16 protein-coding genes and 1 pseudogene are annotated in these 14,987 nt (G+C 72.8%); 10 read left to right on the top strand and 7 right to left on the bottom strand.

The window, feature by feature from the left end:
• The first annotated feature begins 2 nt into the window (after window positions 1-2).
• Genes JS756_RS02215 through JS756_RS02205 form a run of 3 tightly spaced genes read left to right on the top strand, consistent with a single transcriptional unit; the run spans window position 3 to window position 2,968 of the window.
• Window positions 3-929 (top strand): XdhC family protein, encoded by a 927-nt coding sequence (locus JS756_RS02215; protein WP_205381159.1) that lies wholly within the window; start codon window positions 3-5, stop codon window positions 927-929.
• Window positions 922-1,830 carry an AAA family ATPase gene (locus JS756_RS02210; RefSeq protein WP_205381158.1) on the top strand — a complete coding sequence of 303 codons (909 nt, stop codon included), beginning with the start codon at window positions 922-924 and terminating at the stop codon, window positions 1,828-1,830. Before JS756_RS02215 ends, JS756_RS02210 begins: the two co-directional genes overlap by 8 nt.
• Complete coding sequence (locus JS756_RS02205; protein ID WP_205381157.1) at window positions 1,823-2,968, top strand: vWA domain-containing protein; 1,146 nt, start codon at window positions 1,823-1,825, stop codon at window positions 2,966-2,968. The genes JS756_RS02210 and JS756_RS02205 overlap by 8 nt, the downstream gene beginning before the upstream one ends.
• A gap of 151 nt (window positions 2,969-3,119) precedes the next feature.
• Here JS756_RS02205 and JS756_RS02200 read toward each other — a convergent pair whose 3' ends face one another.
• The 7 genes from JS756_RS02200 to JS756_RS02170 form a co-directional block, all read right to left on the bottom strand.
• The gene (locus tag JS756_RS02200; RefSeq protein ID WP_205381156.1) at window positions 3,120-3,443 is read right to left on the bottom strand and encodes a UBP-type zinc finger domain-containing protein; all 324 of its coding nucleotides are present in this window, start codon (window positions 3,441-3,443) and stop codon (window positions 3,120-3,122) included.
• Between the two features lie 817 nt (window positions 3,444-4,260).
• Entirely contained in the window at window positions 4,261-5,280 is a 1,020-nt protein-coding gene (locus tag JS756_RS02195) for a histidinol-phosphate transaminase (protein WP_205381155.1), read from the bottom strand.
• A 3-nt stretch (window positions 5,281-5,283) separates the two neighbouring features.
• On the bottom strand, window positions 5,284-6,303 hold the full coding sequence (locus tag JS756_RS02190; RefSeq protein ID WP_205381154.1) for a 3-oxoacyl-ACP synthase III family protein: 1,020 nt from the start codon (window positions 6,301-6,303) through the stop codon (window positions 5,284-5,286).
• Window positions 6,300-6,953 (bottom strand): SRPBCC family protein, encoded by a 654-nt coding sequence (locus tag JS756_RS02185; protein WP_205381153.1) that lies wholly within the window; start codon window positions 6,951-6,953, stop codon window positions 6,300-6,302. The genes JS756_RS02190 and JS756_RS02185 overlap by 4 nt, the downstream gene beginning before the upstream one ends.
• Window positions 6,925-8,676: a thiamine pyrophosphate-binding protein gene (locus JS756_RS02180; RefSeq protein ID WP_205381152.1), complete on the bottom strand. Its 1,752-nt coding sequence runs from the start codon at window positions 8,674-8,676 to the stop codon at window positions 6,925-6,927. Before JS756_RS02180 ends, JS756_RS02185 begins: the two co-directional genes overlap by 29 nt.
• Window positions 8,673-9,689, bottom strand: a complete 1,017-nt coding sequence (locus tag JS756_RS02175) for a GlxA family transcriptional regulator (RefSeq protein ID WP_307790231.1) — start codon at window positions 9,687-9,689, stop codon at window positions 8,673-8,675. Before JS756_RS02175 ends, JS756_RS02180 begins: the two co-directional genes overlap by 4 nt.
• Window positions 9,690-9,829: 140 nt before the next feature.
• Window positions 9,830-10,150: a hypothetical protein gene (locus tag JS756_RS02170; protein ID WP_205381150.1), complete on the bottom strand. Its 321-nt coding sequence runs from the start codon at window positions 10,148-10,150 to the stop codon at window positions 9,830-9,832.
• Window positions 10,151-10,183: 33 nt separating this feature from the next.
• Between JS756_RS02170 and JS756_RS02165 the strand changes: the two genes are divergently transcribed.
• The 7 genes and pseudogenes from JS756_RS02165 to JS756_RS02135 all read left to right on the top strand — a co-directional run bounded on the left by JS756_RS02165 (window position 10,184) and on the right by JS756_RS02135 (window position 14,909).
• On the top strand, window positions 10,184-10,429 hold the full coding sequence (locus tag JS756_RS02165; protein WP_205381149.1) for an LLM class oxidoreductase: 246 nt from the start codon (window positions 10,184-10,186) through the stop codon (window positions 10,427-10,429).
• 323 nt (window positions 10,430-10,752) lie between these two features.
• Complete coding sequence (locus JS756_RS02160) at window positions 10,753-11,079, top strand: plasmid stabilization protein (RefSeq protein WP_205381295.1); 327 nt, start codon at window positions 10,753-10,755, stop codon at window positions 11,077-11,079.
• 9 nt (window positions 11,080-11,088) lie between these two features.
• Window positions 11,089-11,471: pseudogene (locus tag JS756_RS02155) on the top strand (catalase); the annotation flags it as partial.
• A 500-nt stretch (window positions 11,472-11,971) separates the two neighbouring features.
• Window positions 11,972-12,343 (top strand): hypothetical protein, encoded by a 372-nt coding sequence (locus JS756_RS02150; RefSeq protein WP_205381148.1) that lies wholly within the window; start codon window positions 11,972-11,974, stop codon window positions 12,341-12,343.
• Between the two features lie 11 nt (window positions 12,344-12,354).
• Window positions 12,355-13,938, top strand: coding sequence for a peptidoglycan-binding protein (locus JS756_RS02145; protein WP_205381147.1), 1,584 nt, complete (start codon window positions 12,355-12,357; stop codon window positions 13,936-13,938).
• Window positions 13,898-14,449 carry a protease inhibitor I42 family protein gene (locus JS756_RS02140; protein ID WP_205381146.1) on the top strand — a complete coding sequence of 184 codons (552 nt, stop codon included), beginning with the start codon at window positions 13,898-13,900 and terminating at the stop codon, window positions 14,447-14,449. Before JS756_RS02145 ends, JS756_RS02140 begins: the two co-directional genes overlap by 41 nt.
• A 46-nt stretch (window positions 14,450-14,495) precedes the next feature.
• Window positions 14,496-14,909, top strand: a complete 414-nt coding sequence (locus tag JS756_RS02135; RefSeq protein WP_205381145.1) for a hypothetical protein — start codon at window positions 14,496-14,498, stop codon at window positions 14,907-14,909.
• Window positions 14,910-14,987: the final 78 nt, after the last annotated feature.

Below are 14,987 nucleotides of genomic sequence, written 5' to 3'. Positions count from 1 at the left end.
CGATGACGGACACCGAACTGCTGGCCCGCGCGGATGTCCTCCGGCACGGCCGTACGCCGTTCGTCCTGGCCACCGTCGTCCATGCGGAACGGCCCACGAGCGCCAAGCCCGGGGACAGCGCGCTGGTGCTGCCCGACGGCACCGTCGAGGGCTTCGTGGGCGGCACGTGCGCCGAGACGACGGTGCAACTGCAGGGCCTGCGGGTACTGGAGACGGGCGAGTCGCTGCTGCTGCGGATCACCCCCACCGCGGACGCCGGCGCCGAAGGCGCCGGGGAGCCCGCCGAGGGCCTCCTCACGGTGGCCAATCCCTGCCTGTCGGGCGGGACGCTCGACATCTTCCTGGAGGCCAACCTCCCCCCGGCGCTGGCGTTCGTCCACGGAGACGCCCCCATCGCGCGCGCACTGCTCGACGTCGGCCGTGCGCTCGGCGTCGACGCCCGGCCGGCCGCTCCCGGGCAGCCCCTGCCGCCCGATCTGGGCGTCGTCGTCGTCGCCACGCACGGCCGCGACGAGGAGGACGCGCTGACCGAGGCCGCCCGCGCCGGGATCCCGTACATCGGGCTGGTGGCCAGTCCGAAGCGGGGCACGGCGGTACTCGCCGGGCTGGACCTCACCGACGAACAACGCGCGCGCATCCACACCCCGGCCGGGCTCGACATCGGCGCACGGACCCCGGCGGAGATCGCCCTGTCGGTGTTCGCCGAGATCATCGCCCTGCGGCAGCAGGCGACCCCGGCAGGGCGCCCCGCAGCCGAGGCCGCCGTACCGCACCCCGTCGCCGAGAGCGTGGATCCCGTGTGCGGGATGACCGTGGCGATCGCACCCGGCACCCTGTCGCTGGACCGCGCCGACGGCAGGGTCTACTTCTGCGGGCCGGGATGCCAGCACGCCTACGCCGACGACCCCTCCCGCTACGCGCATGCCTGACCCCGACGCCCTCGTCCCCGATGTCCCCGCCCTGCGGTCGCGTCTGGAGACGACGGGCTACCTGGCCGACGACGCGCTGACCACGGCACTGCTGCTGGCCGTGCGTATGCGGCAGCCGATCCTGCTGGAGGGCGAGCCCGGCGTCGGCAAGACCGAGGCGGCCCGCTCGCTCGCCGCCGTGCTCGACACCCCCCTGATCCGGCTGCAGTGCTACGAGGGACTGTCCTCGGCCGAGGCGCTCTACGAGTGGAACTACCCGCGGCAGCTCCTGGCGATCCGGCTGGCCGAGTCCCGCGGCGAGCCGCTGCGGGACGCCGACCTGTTCACCGAGGACTATCTGCTGCCGCGACCGCTGCTCGCCGCGCTCTGCCACCCGGGTCCGCGGCCGGCGGTGCTGCTCATCGACGAGGTGGACCGCGCCGACGACGAGTTCGAGGCGTTCCTGCTGGAACTGCTGGCCGATGCCGCGGTCACCATCCCGGAACTAGGCACCCGCACGGCGGCCGTGCCGCCGGTGGCCGTCCTGACCTCCAATCGCACCCGCGATCTGCACGACGCGCTCAAACGCCGCTGCCTCTACCACTGGATCGACTACCCGGACACCGCGCGGGTCGCCGCGATCATCCGCAGGCGGGTGCCGGAGACGGCCGAATGGCTCGCCGCGCGCGTGGCCCGCGGAGTGACGCGCCTGCGCGCCCGGCAGGGACTCACCAAGCCGCCCGGCATCGCCGAGGCGATCGACTGGGCGGGCGCGCTGCACGCCCTGGGGCTCGACGTGCTCGACGCCGACACCGCCGACCGCACCCTGGGGGCGGTGCTCAAGTACGCCGAGGACCTTCAGGCCGTACGCCGGGACGGGCTGGCGGAGCTGGTCGACGCGGAGCCGGGGACCGATGCCTGACCTGCCGGAACTGGCCGCCTCCTTCACCGCCGCCCTGCAGGACGCGGGCATCGCGGTGGGCCCCGACCGCACCCGGAGCTTCGCCCGGGCCGTCACCGTGCTGGCGCCGTCGACGACGCGGGAACTGCGGCACTGCGCGCTCGCCACCCTGGTGTCCGAGCGTGAGCAGATCGAGCCGTTCGACGCGGTCTTCCGCCAGGTCTTCGGCGCCCGGGCCGACTCTCCGGTACAGCGCGGGCAGCCCGGCGATCCGACCCGCGATCTGCTGAACACCGTGCCCGGCCGAGTCCCCGGCACCCGGCCCGGCACCGCGGACAGACACCGGGAGGCCGGCCCACAGTCCGGGAAGGCGCCGGTCCCCCTCGCGGCCAGTCCGCTCGACCGGCTCGCGGGCCGCGACTTCGCGGAGTTGTCCCCGGAAGAACTCACCCGGCTCTCCCAGGCGATGCACACCCTCGTCCTGCGCACCCCGACCCGGCCGTCCCGGCGACACCGCACAGCCCAGCGCGGTGCGCGCATCGACGTGCGCCGCACCCTCTCCGCCAGCAGGCGCACCGGCGGCTACCCGCTGCGGCTGCGCCGCTTCGTCCCCCGCACCCGCCCCCGCGACCTCGTCGTGCTCTGCGACATCTCAGGGTCGATGGAGCCCTACGCGCGTGCGATGCTGCAACTGCTCTACTGCGCCTCCCGTGCCTCCCGCGCCGAGGTCTTCACCTTCGCCACCCGGCTCACCCGCCTCACCCCCGTCCTGCGCAGGTCCGGGCCGGACGACGCCCTGGCCCAGGCGGGACGGGCGGCCCCGGACTGGTCCGGGGGCACCCGGATCGCGGACTGCCTGGCGGAGTTCAACGAGCGGTTCGGCCGGCGCGGCATGGCGCACGGCGCCGTGATCGCCATCATCTCCGACGGCTGGGACACCGGTGCGCCCGCCGACCTCGCCACGCACATGGCACGGCTGTCCCGGGTCGCCTACCGCGTCGTTTGGGTCAACCCGCGCACGGCCAGCCCGCGCTACCGTCCCCTCGTGGGCGGCATGGCCGCGGCCCTGCCCTACTGCGACGCCGTCGTCAGCGCACACAGCCTCGCCGCCCTGGACGACTTCACCGCCGCTCTGTCCGCCCCGCGCCGCCGCCGATGACCCTGCGCGTTCCTCGCCGTGGCCTCGAAGGCGAGGCACCGGCGCGACCGGGGAACTCCGGCCCGGACAGGGACCGTGGTCGCACACCCCGGGACCGCGTCCGGGCAGCCGGGGACCGAGCCCGCACGCCCGGGGGCCGGGTCCGGTTTCCTCACCGCGGCCACAGGTACACCTCGTCGGCATAGCACCACGCCCACCTCCGGCCCGGCCGCGCGCACCCCGTTCCGAGGCAGCGGGCGATCGGATGCCCGGTGGACTCGTAGTGCGCGGTCGCATGCGCTCCGCGTGAACTGTCGCAGCAGCCGAGGTGCCCGCAGGTCAGGCAGAGCCGCAGCCCGACCCACGCCCACCCCCTGCGCGCACACTCCCGGCACAGAGGTTCCCCCACCTCGGGGGCCGGACCGATCCCGTCGACATGCGCGCAGTCGCGGCCCTCGGGCCGTCCACCGTCGGGTGCCACTCTCCACCGGCCCATGACCCGCACTCCCTTCGCCCGCCGCACGTCCGACGCGCCGCACCTCTGTGTGCATGCTTCCGTCCGCATGCCACCCACGGTTGCAGCCGCAGGCGGGAGCAGCCGCGTCCCACCCGTCCACCACGGCGGACACGGCTCGACCCATCCGCCGAGCCGACCGTGACGGATGACCGGTGAGGGTCCGCGACAGCGGCCCTCCGAGCGCCCACCCGAGCGAGGGATACGGGAAGGGCGGGCCGCTCCGGGGCCCCGCCCGACGCGCGGGGCCCCGTCGCCCGGCGGGCGGGGCGGAGGGGCGTGCCGCGACCCGCCCGGTCGCGGGGAAGCGGCACCTGCGCAGGCCGCGTCGGCCGCGTCGGCCGCGTCGGAGACAGCGAGGCAAGGACCGTCGTCCGGACCGTTCCGTCCGGTGCCGGGCAGCGCAGCCGGGCCGCGTGCACCGGCCCGGCACCGTCGAACCGGTCATGCGCAACCGCCCGCGCCAGGTGGCACGGGCGGTCGTGTCGATCCTCGGCGAGGGTGCCGGACATCCGGGTGCCGGGATGGGGCGGTAGCCCCTTCGGCAGGATGCCGGATCCATCGGCGCCGCGCCGGCGGGGCGCCGGACCCTCAGGCCCTCGGAGGCCCCGGGTCCTCGGCGGCCTTCCTGCGTCCCCTGGAAGCGCCGCCTCCGAAGAGGCGGAGGAGGACCAGTGCGAGCGCCCCAGGGCGTGTCCTCAGGCGCCCCGTCGACCGGCTCCGCGGCGCGCCTCTGCACCAACTCGCCCAGAGGGGGCCCGGCGGTCGACCACCTGCCCGGCCGCCGCAGGGGCGCGCTTCACGCCCGCGACGCGCTCCGCCGGGCGCGCAGTCCCACCAGCGCCGTCAGCACCGCGTCGTTGGCCTCGCGGTTGCCCACCGTGAGTCGGATTCCCTCGCCGGGGAAGTGGCGGGCCTGGACACCGGCGTCGGCGAGCGCAGCGGCGCCCTCGTCGACCGGATCGGGGGCGGCGAGCCAGACGGAGTTGGCGTGGCCGGGGCGCACGCACCAGCCGGCGGCGGCGAGTTCACCCCCGAGGCGTTCGCGTTCGGAGACGACGGAGTCCACCCGCAGGCGCAGCTCGCTCTCGGCCCGCAGCGAGGCCTTCACCGCCGCCGTCGCCACCGCGTTGATCCCGAAGGGCAGCTGCTGCCGCCGGATCCGCTCCACCAACCCGGGGGACCCCAGTCCGTAGCCCACCCGCAGCGCGGCGAGGCCGTATGCCTTGGAGAAGGTGCGCAGGACCAGCAGGTTGGGGTGCGCGTCCAGGAGCGAGGGCGCGTCGGGCAGGTGGGTGTCGCGGGCGAACTCCACGTACGCCTCGTCCAGGAGCACGGTGGTGCGGTGGGGCACCTGGCGCAGGAACGCCGACAGCGCATCGGCGGTGACGAGGCTTCCGGTGGGGTTGTGGGGACTGCACAGCACCACGACGCGCGTACGGTCGTCGACCGCGGCGAGGAGGGCGTCCAGGTCCTGGTGCCCGTCCGGCGCCAGGGGTACGGGGGCGGACCTGGCACCGACCATGGAGGCCAGGAGGGGGTAGGCGTCGAACGTGCGCCAGGCGTAGGCCACCGTGTCGCCGGGCCGGACCACCGCCCGGAGCAGTTGCAGGGCCACGCCGACCGAGCCGCTGCCGACCGCGACCTGCTCCGAGGGAACCCCGCACCACGCGGCGATCGTCTCGGTGAGGTCGTCGGGACGGAACTGCGGATAGCGGTGGGCCTGCGCGACGGCCTGCCGCATGGCCGCGCGGACCGTGGGCAGCGGGGGATACGGGCTCTCGTTGAGGGCGAGCCGGTGGAGTACGGGGACGTCCATGGCTCAGTCCCGTCCACCGTGCCAGCGGACCGCGACGGCACCGGCGAAGTCGCCCGCGTGGGCGAACCCCCCGAGCACCACCAGGTCCCCGTCCTCCACCTCACCGGACCCGATCGCGCGGTCCAGGGTGACCGGGATCGCAGCTCCGAACAGATTCCCGTACTCGTCGAAGGTGTTCAGGTGCCGCTCCTCGGGCAGCTGCAGCGCCTCCCGCCAGTTCCGCAGAAAGGTGCGGTTGGGCTGGTTGGTGATGAGGACGTCGATGTCGGAGCTCGCCACGCCCAGTCGGCGGCACAGATCCGTGACCACCTCGGGAACCAGGCGGTTACCGCGCGCCAGGACCTTGGCGACACTGGCGTCGGTGAACCCGATCCGCAGCTGGGACTCGCCCGGCTCCCAGTACTTGCGCCCGTCGTCGACGGCCACGGTCATGTCACCGGCGTACTCCCCGATGTGCCGGGTCTCCACATCGAGGATCGGCGACCGCGCCGACGTCGTCACGTACCCCACACCGCACCCGTCGCCCGGGATCGCCGCCTGGGCGAGCCTGCGCACCTCGGACTGGGTGAACCACTGCCCGGCGGCGCTCTGCGCGTTGCAGATCAGCGCCGTCCTCGCGTCGGTGGAGGTGAGGATCTGCCGCGCCAGCTTCACCATGTGCACGAAGGACGCGCAGCCCGCGTTGGCCACGTCGACGAGCCACTCCGGATGCAGGCCCAGCCGGCGCGCGACCTCGGTTCCGGCTCCCACGAACGGCAGGTCCGGCAGCTGACTGTGCACCAACAGCACGTCGACGCCCCGGATCTCCGCCGCGCCGTGCCGGTCGATCAGGGGCTGCACGGCGCGTTCCACCATGTCCGCGTTGGTCTCGTCGCCGGCCACGTGGTGCCGTAACGGCGGGACCTTGAACATGGGGTTGTCGCGGAGCTTGTCCTCGGCTCCGGGGTAGTCCGTGTAGTACTCCGCGGGGACCGGCTCGCCGGGCAGGTAGGCGGCGACGTCGGTGAGGCTGACCGTCGTCACCGCGCCACCGCCCTCGCCGGAGCCGAACCGATCGGCAGACCGCGCCGGTGGCGGTGCTCCAGGATGGCCTTGAGGTTGCGCATCTCCACCGTGTGCCCGGCGTAGAAGAGGTCCCAGTAGTCGCCCACCCAGGGGCGGTCCGGGCGTGGAGCCAGATCGGGGTGCGGGTTGTCGTCGTAGTACGGGTGCCGGCAGTTGGTCCAGGTGATCACGGAACCCGGCTTGTCGAGCACCAGCGGGGCCGGGACGACACGCATCAGGTAGATCATCCACAGCTTCTCGCCCTGGTCCCAGGAGCAGTGGTAGTCCACGGTCATGGCCTCGGGGTTCGCGACCACCTTGCAGTAGATCCTGGTGTCGTCCTCCAGCCGGTCGTGCCCCACCCACAGCCCCGGTGTGTCCGTGGGGGCGAAGTCCCGCAGGCTGCAGGTCCACTCCTCCAGGTGGTGTCCCCGGCGGAGGTAGTCGTAGGCCTGTTCCGGGGGGCAGTCGACGTACTCGTGGATGGTGCAGTACTGCCCGTAGACCTGATGGTGGGGGTAGACCGCGTGGGTGAGCTCCATGCAGTGGGCGGTCAGTTCCTCCTTGCCGGCGTTCTCGATCCGGACCAGACCGGGAATGTCAGCCAACGTGGACGACGTGTCGCTCATCTGAACCCTCCTTGCTCTTGACGGCTTCGGTGAAGGACTGGAAGGGAAGGAACGGGGGAACCTCCCGCGGGTCGCAGGCCACCGAGACCAGCGCCGGCCCGCCGCCCGCGTTGCTGCGCAGCAGCGCCGTGCGCAGGTGTGCCGCGTCGGTGGCTTCCGTGGCCCGCAGGGACGGGAAGGCGGCGGCGAGTCCGGCGGCGAGGTCGGTCCGGGCGAACACGTCGTCGTCGCGGACCCCGCCCTGCAGAAACTCCTCGCGCAGCGCGCACATGGCGTGGGCGTTGTTGTTGAAGATCACGAACGTGACGGGTGCGCCGTACTCCACGGCCGTGTGCACCTCCATCCCGTGCATGAAGAAGGACCCGTCGCCGGCGAGGACGTAGGTGCGTCGGCCGGTGGCGAGCGCGGCACCGATACCGGCACCGAAGGTGTAGCCCATGCCGCCCATGCCGACCGCCACCACGAAGCGGCCCTGGCGCGGTGCCGGAAGCAGATGGATCGCGCTGGCCCCCGCGTTGCCGGCGTCCACGAAGACGTGTGCGTCCTCGGGGAGCGCCGCCTCCACCGCGGCCACTGCCCGGGCATGGGGGACGGTTCGCCCGAGGGACCGAACGGGCGGAGCGGGCGTGGGGGTGGGAAGGGGGCCGGAGTGCGGCGGGCAGGGACGGAAACACGACGGCAGCCCGGAGGCCACCGCGCGCAGCGCGTCCCGCAGGTTCCCACCGAGTGCGGTGCCCGGCACGAACGGCGGTTCGGGTCCGAGACAGACGACGTCGGTGCCGGCCAGGGCCCCGTCGAGGCCGCCGCGGGCCAGGAGCGGAAGCCGGGTACCGGCGAGCAGGCACAGGTCGGCCTGCCGCAGGCAGTCCTCGACGTTGGCGTGGCCCATCACACCGGCCACTCCGGCGAACCGGGGATCACGGTTGTCGAAGACGTCCTTGGCGTCCGGAGTGACCGCCACCCATGCCCCGAGGCGCCGGGCCAGTTCGGCCAGATCTCCCCGCGCGTCGGCGGCGGCGACGCCCTCACCGGCGATGACGAGGACGCGACCGGCCCGGCGGAGGGCGTTCGACACGGCGCTCACGGCAACGGGGTCGAGTCGCGCCGCGGATGCCGTCGAGGGCTCGTCCGGGGGCGGGGCGGCGGCGCGGGCAGGTACCTGGATCCGTGCCTGCTGCACGTCCTTGGGCAGCAGCAGCACGGCCGGACCGCGCGGATCGGTCTGTGCCGCCCGGACTGCCCGGGGCAGCAACTCCGCGAACGAGTGCGGGTCGTCGACCCGCGCGCAGAACCGGGAGAGGGGCGCGAAGATCTCCTTCGCGTCGAAGGAGCCCGACTTTCCGCTGGAGTCCTGGAACGCCCCGAGACCCTCCTGACCCGTCGGTGGCTGGCCCACCAGGGCCAGCACGGGCACCCGCGAGGCATGGGCCTCCGCCAGGCCCGGCACGAGGTTCATCGCCCCGCCGCCCGAGGTGGCGGCGACGACGCCGAGGCGCCCGGTGGTACGCGCGTATCCGTCGGCCATGGTGACGGCGGAGAACTCGTGCTTGGCGACGACGCCCCGGACGGCGCCACCGCGGTGCACGGCGTCGTACAGGTCCTCGATGTTCGCGCCGCCCACGCCGAACAGGTGGGTGACGCCGGCCCTGGCGAGCTCCGAGGCCAGATGGTCGACCAGGCGTAACGGTTCCGCTGTGCGTGGTTCCGGAGCCGTGGTGGTCATGCGGGGCTCCCCTCCCTCTGGTGGTGCCGGTCGATGAGGCCGGAGGGCGAGATGACCTGAAAGCGGTGCCGGTACTCGGTGGGGGTGAGACCCAGCGTGCGTCCGAAGGACCGGAAGAACGTCTCGGTGGCGGGAAACCCGCAGCGGCCGGCTATCTGCCCGATCGTCAGGTCCGTGCTCTCCAGCAGGTCGCGTGCGCGGGCGATGCGCGTCCGCTCGACGTACTGGCCCGGCGTCATGCCCACCTCGCGCCGGAAGACCCGGGCGAAGTTGCGCTGGCTCATGTTGGCCTGCCGCGCGATCTCGGCCACCGGTAGCCGGAGGTCCAGGTGGTCGTGAATCCACTCCTGCGCCGCCCGGATCGGCGGATGGTCGGCCAACTGGGCGTCGAGGACGGCGCTGTACTGGGACTGCCCTCCGTGCCGCTTGAGGAACAGCACCAGGAACCGTGCCGTCTCCAGAGCGAGCGCCGACCCGTGATCGGCCTCCACCAGGGCCAGAGCCATGTCGATGCCCGTCGACACGCCCGCGGAGGTCACGAAGGGGCCGTCCCAGACGAAGATCGGCTCGGCGTCCACCGTCACCTTCGGATAGCGGCACGCCATCGCCTCGCTGTACGCCCAGTGCGTGGTGGCACGCCTGCCGTCCAAGAGGCCGGCCTCGGCCAGCAGAAAGGATCCGCCGCAGACGGAGGCGACTCTGCGGGACCGGGACGCGGCCTGGCCGATCCAGGACACCAGTGCCCGGTCCCGGAGCGCGTGGTCGAGACTCCAGCCGCCCGGAACGAGGAGCGTGTCGATCGGCCCCTGTCCCGCCTCCAGCGGCGAAGCCCCCACCACGACCCCCGAACTCGTGCGCACCAGTGGTGCGTCGGCCGAGACGAAGTCGGCCCGGTAGGGGGTGCCCGAAGGGCCCAGGAGCCGATTCGCCGTATCGAACACTTCAATCGGTCCGGTGATGTCCAGGGCCATCGCGCCTGCGTACACCACCACAACAACACGTCGCTCCAACACGGTCACAGCCTGTATCGAACCTCGCACTGGCTGCAATGACGGATTACTGACGTATCCGGCCAAGCATGCGGCGCCCGGAGGGCGGGAGGGCGCCGGCAAGGCACTTCGTCCGTCGATCCGGCAGCGCCGGGTGAGGCAGCTCACACGTCCGAGCGGCGCAGGCCGGGCATGCGGCGCTGCAGTTCCCCCGGCCACAGAGCGTCGCAGCCCGCCACGGGGAACTCGGCCCGTCCTGTCTGCCCGTTCGTCGTCGCGACCGGTCCCCGCCCCTCGGTGCCGACGTCTCCGGCGCCCGGTCCTGCCGACTCGCGGGCGAACGAGCCGATTTCCGCGTCCGGGCCGAGCCCCGGCGCGGCCTGCTCGACGAATTCGACGGGGCCGGCGGAGCGGGCAGGCCCCGCTCCGGGCAGCTTCCCCTCTGCTGCGACACGGACCGCGACCGTGCCGTCGAGCGGGCACACGAGGAGCCCCGCTGGTTCTGAGGCGGCTGGAAGGTGAACGCGCAGCTGCCGCATCCCGACTCCTTCTCCTTCGAGGTGGCCCCACGACTCGTGCGCCCCGAGGACATGGCCACCACGATCCCGTGCGGCGACGACCGTCAAGCCGTCGTCGAGGCGATGAGGGAGTTCGCCGACGCGGGCTTCACCGATGTCGCACTCGTCCAGATCGGAGGCGACACCCGACACGACGTCCTGGAATGGGCCGGCGCGGGACTGCTGCCCGGGCTTCGAGGTGTGTGAGGGTGCGGGCGAGCCCCACTCGGCCGAAGGCCGGAGAGAGGCGGCCGAGACGTTAGGCCCACGACGTGCCGGGAACCCGTGGCGTGACCCTGGACGGCGTGCAGCATTCTCGGAAAGGCGAAGGGCCATGGGACACGGCGGTGAGGTCCGGCAGCGGGCGGGTGGGAAGAGCCGTCCGGACCGCCTCCGGTCACGCCCTCGGGGGCACGCGGGACGATCGCCGCGTGGACACACCCGGCCCCGCACCCCGTCCGCCGGGCGCTGAGGGCTCGGCGCCGCCGCTTCCCGGACGGCGCATGCACACCACGAACAAGGAGATCGCCATGCCGGCCGGATCCTCACGCAAGCGGGAGCGGCAGTACGAGCACATCAAGGAGGAGGCCGAGAAACGCGGCACCCCCACCGAGAGGGCGAAGGAAATCGCGGCCCGCACCGTCAACAAGCAGCGCGCGCGGTCCGGTGAGTCGGAGCGCGCCGGCAAGGTCTCGACCCAGGACCCCAAGTCGGCCCCGCAGCGCGGGGGCGAGCGCTCACACCGCGGCGCTCAGGGACCGACCAGGGACCAACTGTACGAGGAAGCCAAGAGGAAGAACATCGACGGCCGGTCCACCATGAACAAGGACGAACTGCGCCAGGCACTGGGCAAGTGACGACGTAGAAAGATCGAACAGGCGGCCTTCCAGCCCGACAACTTCGTCCCCGGCATCGGACCGAGCCCGGACCGCATGCTGCTCGCCCGGCTGTTCTCCTACGCGGACGCCCTCCGCCACCGATCGGCACCAACCACCAGCAGCTGCCGGTGAACGCTCCCGTCGTCGACGTCCACACGTACTCCAAGGGCGGCGCGATGGCCTACCGGAACACGACCGACCCGGTCTGCGCCCCGCACTCCAGGGGCGGCCCCTCGGCCGATCCCGAGCGCTACGGTTCCCCGCCCAGCTGGACGGCCGACGGCGAGATCCGGGCGAAGGCCGACGAGAAGGACCCCAAGGCCGCCGAACAGGGCAACCCCGCACGGCGCTCCCTGCAGCACAGGGCGTGAACAGGCCCGGGCGGCACCACCTCAGTGCCTGCGCACGGGCAGGCATGCCCGCTGGGAGGTCCACGCCGACGCGGGGCCGGGCCCCACCGCAGCGGCGACCGGCTTCCGCACGCCGGCGGCCTGAGCTCTCGCCGGCTTTCCGCGTCACGCCCTGGCGGGCGAGCTCCGGTCACGCGAACTCGCCCCGAGCCCTGCGGACAGCCGTGTGGCTTCGGGCGAGCGGCGCCGGCGTGAACACCGGCGCCCGCGACGTTCGGGGAGGCCGAGGAAGAGCCGGAACGGCAGCGGTGCGACGTCCTTTCCTGCGCACGGCATCCTGCACACCGCACGCCTGCGGGGAGCTGCAGCCGAGACCCTGGGGGCCACAGGCACCCAGTCCTGACCTGGCATGAGCGGTGATGTGGAGGGGGCGTGTGTGGCGGACGACATGTGATCCTCCATATGAACGCCGCGTGTTAGCCTGCTGCCGGTCATGATCGAATGCATACGGGGGAGGCACGGTGCGCTCGGACGGCTACCAGGTCAAGGCCGGCATGACAGGCCAGGCCCAGCAACTCGACGACGCCGGAACGGACATGGACGGCGTCAGCTCGGCCGTCAAGCACCGCACGAGCTACTCGTACGGCGAAGTCGGCGGACACGACGCCGCGTCGGCGCTGAACGCGTTCGTCACGGCCTGGGAGTCGGAGGCCAAGACACTGGCGTCGGCGTTGCACGAGCTCGGTGACGAGGTGCAGTTGGCCAAGAAGACGTACCACGGCACCGACGGGCTGGTGAAGACGCACGCGGGTAGCGTCCGCACCGGCGGCACGAGCGCCCTCACCGACACATCGACGCACGGCGGGCGCACCTCGGCCCTGTCGAGCTACTGAGGAACGGGCCGGTGTCCTTCTTCTCCTCTCCCCTCGACTCTCCTTCCCTCCGCCTCGACTGGCTCGCCGGGCTGTCCAAGAAGATGCTCGGCGCCGGCAGCAAGAACGACCTCCTCGACCTGATCGACGACGCCCTCTCGGTACCCGCTCCGGGCGGCGACCAGGGTGTGCTGGAGGGCCTGGCACAGCTCTACCGCGGCCAGGTGAACCAGGTCGGCAGCGTCTTCGACCAGGTCGACCGGGTCGGCCGCAAGGGCCTTCCGGAGGTGTGGGTCGGCGACACGAGCGTCCTCGCCTCCGACGTGGTGAACGCCGCCGGGCGTTCCGTGACCCGGATGAGCGAGGCGTTCCAGGGGTGCACGTCGGTGCTGCTGACGCTGGCCGACGCGATCGGCGCCGCGCAGCGCAAGGACGAGCAGGGCCGCGGACTGCTGCTCGAACAGAAGACGATGCTCGGTGGCAAGGACGGCTTCTTCGACGACCTGTACGAGAACGGCGACGAGGAGTGGGACCGCAAGAACGCCGCCCACTACGGCTCCCACGCGGTCGACCTGATGCACGAAGCCGTCTCCGACGCGCAGGAGGCCACCCGCGTCGCGGCCCGGGACCTGAACAAGTGGGCCTCCGAGGCGCGGGCCGGGAAGATGGAGACCAGCGAACTCGCGGCCGTCGACAAGCTGATGCTCGCCGACACCGGCGTCGCGGGCGCCGACACCGAGCTGAACGAGATCCTCACGGCCGACGACCTGAAGCGCGCCTCGACCCGCATGGACCTGCTGAGCCTCGACGACGAGACGGCCATGGAGCGGATGCTGGCGAGGTCGGACAGTCCGCAGGAGCGGGCCTACCTGATGAAGGCCCTGGCCGCCGGCCACAGCGTCGCCGAGATCGGTAGGTTCCAGGACAAGATCCACGGCAAGGATCCCGACTGGCTGCGCCGTCACCTCACTCCGGTCGTCACCGACGCGGACAGCATGAGGGACGAGGGTCTGGCGCCGAACGGCTCGAACTACAACACGGACTACGTCACGTTCGACGGCCAGCGGTGGATCCAGGGCGGCGACGGCTCCGAGGGCACGTGTGTGGCCTCGTCCACCGTCACGTCCCGCGCCATGGTCGACCCCTTGTACGCGCTCGACCTCACCGGCGGCCCCGACGGGCAGCAGGACGACCCCGAGGCATTCAAGCAGCGCCTGGTGGCCGAACAGCACCGGCTGCACACCGCGGGCGACGGCGGTGAGAAATGGAGCGGCATGGGGCCCGAGGGGCAGGAACGGATCTACGACAGCACCGTCGGCAGCGCCACCGGCAGTGACTACGAGCGGCAGGACCTGAACAGCGCCGCCGACCGCAGGGCGGTCCTCACCGAGGTCGAGAAGTCGGTGGCGCAGGGGCGGCCGGTGCCGGTCGACGTCTCGGGCAAGGAGGGCGCCCACGCGATGACCATCATCGCCCAGGAGGGTGACATGCTTCAGGTGTACAACCCCTGGGGCTCGACCACCTGGGTCAGCGAGGACGACTTCATCAACGGCCACATGGGCAAGGCATCCAACAGTGAACTCCCCAACGCGTACAGCGTCTATCTTCCGCGGTAGCCGGGGCGGTGCCGCGATCGCGGCGGCCGCGCTCCTCGCTCTCACCACGGGCTGCGGCTCCGGCACCGACGAACCGGCCGCCGGCTCCACGAACACCGCGAGCCGACCGACGAGCCACTCGCTGCAGGACACCAGCATCACCGCCGAGCCGGGCGAGCGCTTCACCCTCACCGTCGACCAGAACGCCTCCACCCGCGAGTACTGGTACCTGGTCGACCCCCGGCCCGACAGCGCGGTGCTGGTCAGCCGCGGCCGGGACTACGCGCCGGACTCCGGCGACGAGCCGGCGCCCGGCTCCGGCGGGCGGCTCACCTTCACCTTCGAGGCCAAGGGCAGGGGGACCACCCGGTTCACCCTGCTGCACTGCACGTTCACCACCTGCCAGGGCAACACCTCCTCCCGGCCCCCCGAGACGACCGGCCCCTCCGCCACCCCCACCACCCCCGCCACGGGGACGGCCAGCCCCTCCCCGGCCCCCGAGCGCATCACCTACACCGTCACCGTCGACTGAGCCGCAGCGGACCAGACAGACCAGACGAGACACCCGAGGCCCCGCCATGAACGACGACGCCCCGTACCCGCCGGACCGCACGGACGACGAGTTGGCCCGGCTCGACATCACCGTCCTGCTGCGCTACGGCCTCGCCGCCGAGCCCGGCCCACGGCGCACCGCCCTGTTCGGCGACGGCGCCGCGGCCGCAGCCGTCGTCCTCGACCGCCTCGGTACCGAGCCGCGCTCGGTCGCCTTCCTCGCCGACACCGTGCGCGCCGGCGGACTCGTCCGTGCCGCGGAACTGCCCGAGCCCCTGCCCCGCCGGGAGGCGGCCGTCCTCGTACGGGAGTGGCTGCGGGCCGGCGCCGAACTCGCCGGTGGGATCGCCGTCGACGACACCGCGGCCACCTGGCTGCGCGCCGTCGCGACCATCATCGAACTGAAGCAGCTGACCCGGGCCCGGAACGGCAGCACGTGATCCGCGCAGCCGACCCGGGTACGGCGGCGGGCCCGAGGCCACGGGGCTGCTGCCCGGCGTGGGCCTGTCCTCGGCGTG

It is taken from the genome of Streptomyces actuosus (genome assembly GCF_016921115.1).
Lineage (GTDB): Bacteria > Actinomycetota > Actinomycetes > Streptomycetales > Streptomycetaceae > Streptomyces > Streptomyces actuosus_A.
This window is presented reverse-complemented; position numbering and strand designations above follow the sequence as displayed.

Bases quoted from the DNA above. Each gene is read 5' to 3' on its own strand.
- JS756_RS02215 (WP_205381159.1), top strand. From the start codon at position 3: ATGACGGACACCGAACTGCTGGCCCGCGCGGATGTCCTCCGGCACGGC.
- JS756_RS02210 (WP_205381158.1), top strand. From the start codon at position 922: ATGCCTGACCCCGACGCCCTCGTCCCCGATGTCCCCGCCCTGCGGTCG.
- JS756_RS02205 (WP_205381157.1), top strand. From the start codon at position 1,823: ATGCCTGACCTGCCGGAACTGGCCGCCTCCTTCACCGCCGCCCTGCAG.
- JS756_RS02200 (WP_205381156.1), bottom strand. From the start codon at position 3,443: ATGGGCCGGTGGAGAGTGGCACCCGACGGTGGACGGCCCGAGGGCCGC.
- JS756_RS02195 (WP_205381155.1), bottom strand. From the start codon at position 5,280: ATGGACGTCCCCGTACTCCACCGGCTCGCCCTCAACGAGAGCCCGTAT.
- JS756_RS02185 (WP_205381153.1), bottom strand. From the start codon at position 6,953: ATGAGCGACACGTCGTCCACGTTGGCTGACATTCCCGGTCTGGTCCGG.
- JS756_RS02180 (WP_205381152.1), bottom strand. From the start codon at position 8,676: ATGACCACCACGGCTCCGGAACCACGCACAGCGGAACCGTTACGCCTG.
- JS756_RS02160 (WP_205381295.1), top strand. From the start codon at position 10,753: ATGCCGGCCGGATCCTCACGCAAGCGGGAGCGGCAGTACGAGCACATC.
- JS756_RS02135 (WP_205381145.1), top strand. From the start codon at position 14,496: ATGAACGACGACGCCCCGTACCCGCCGGACCGCACGGACGACGAGTTG.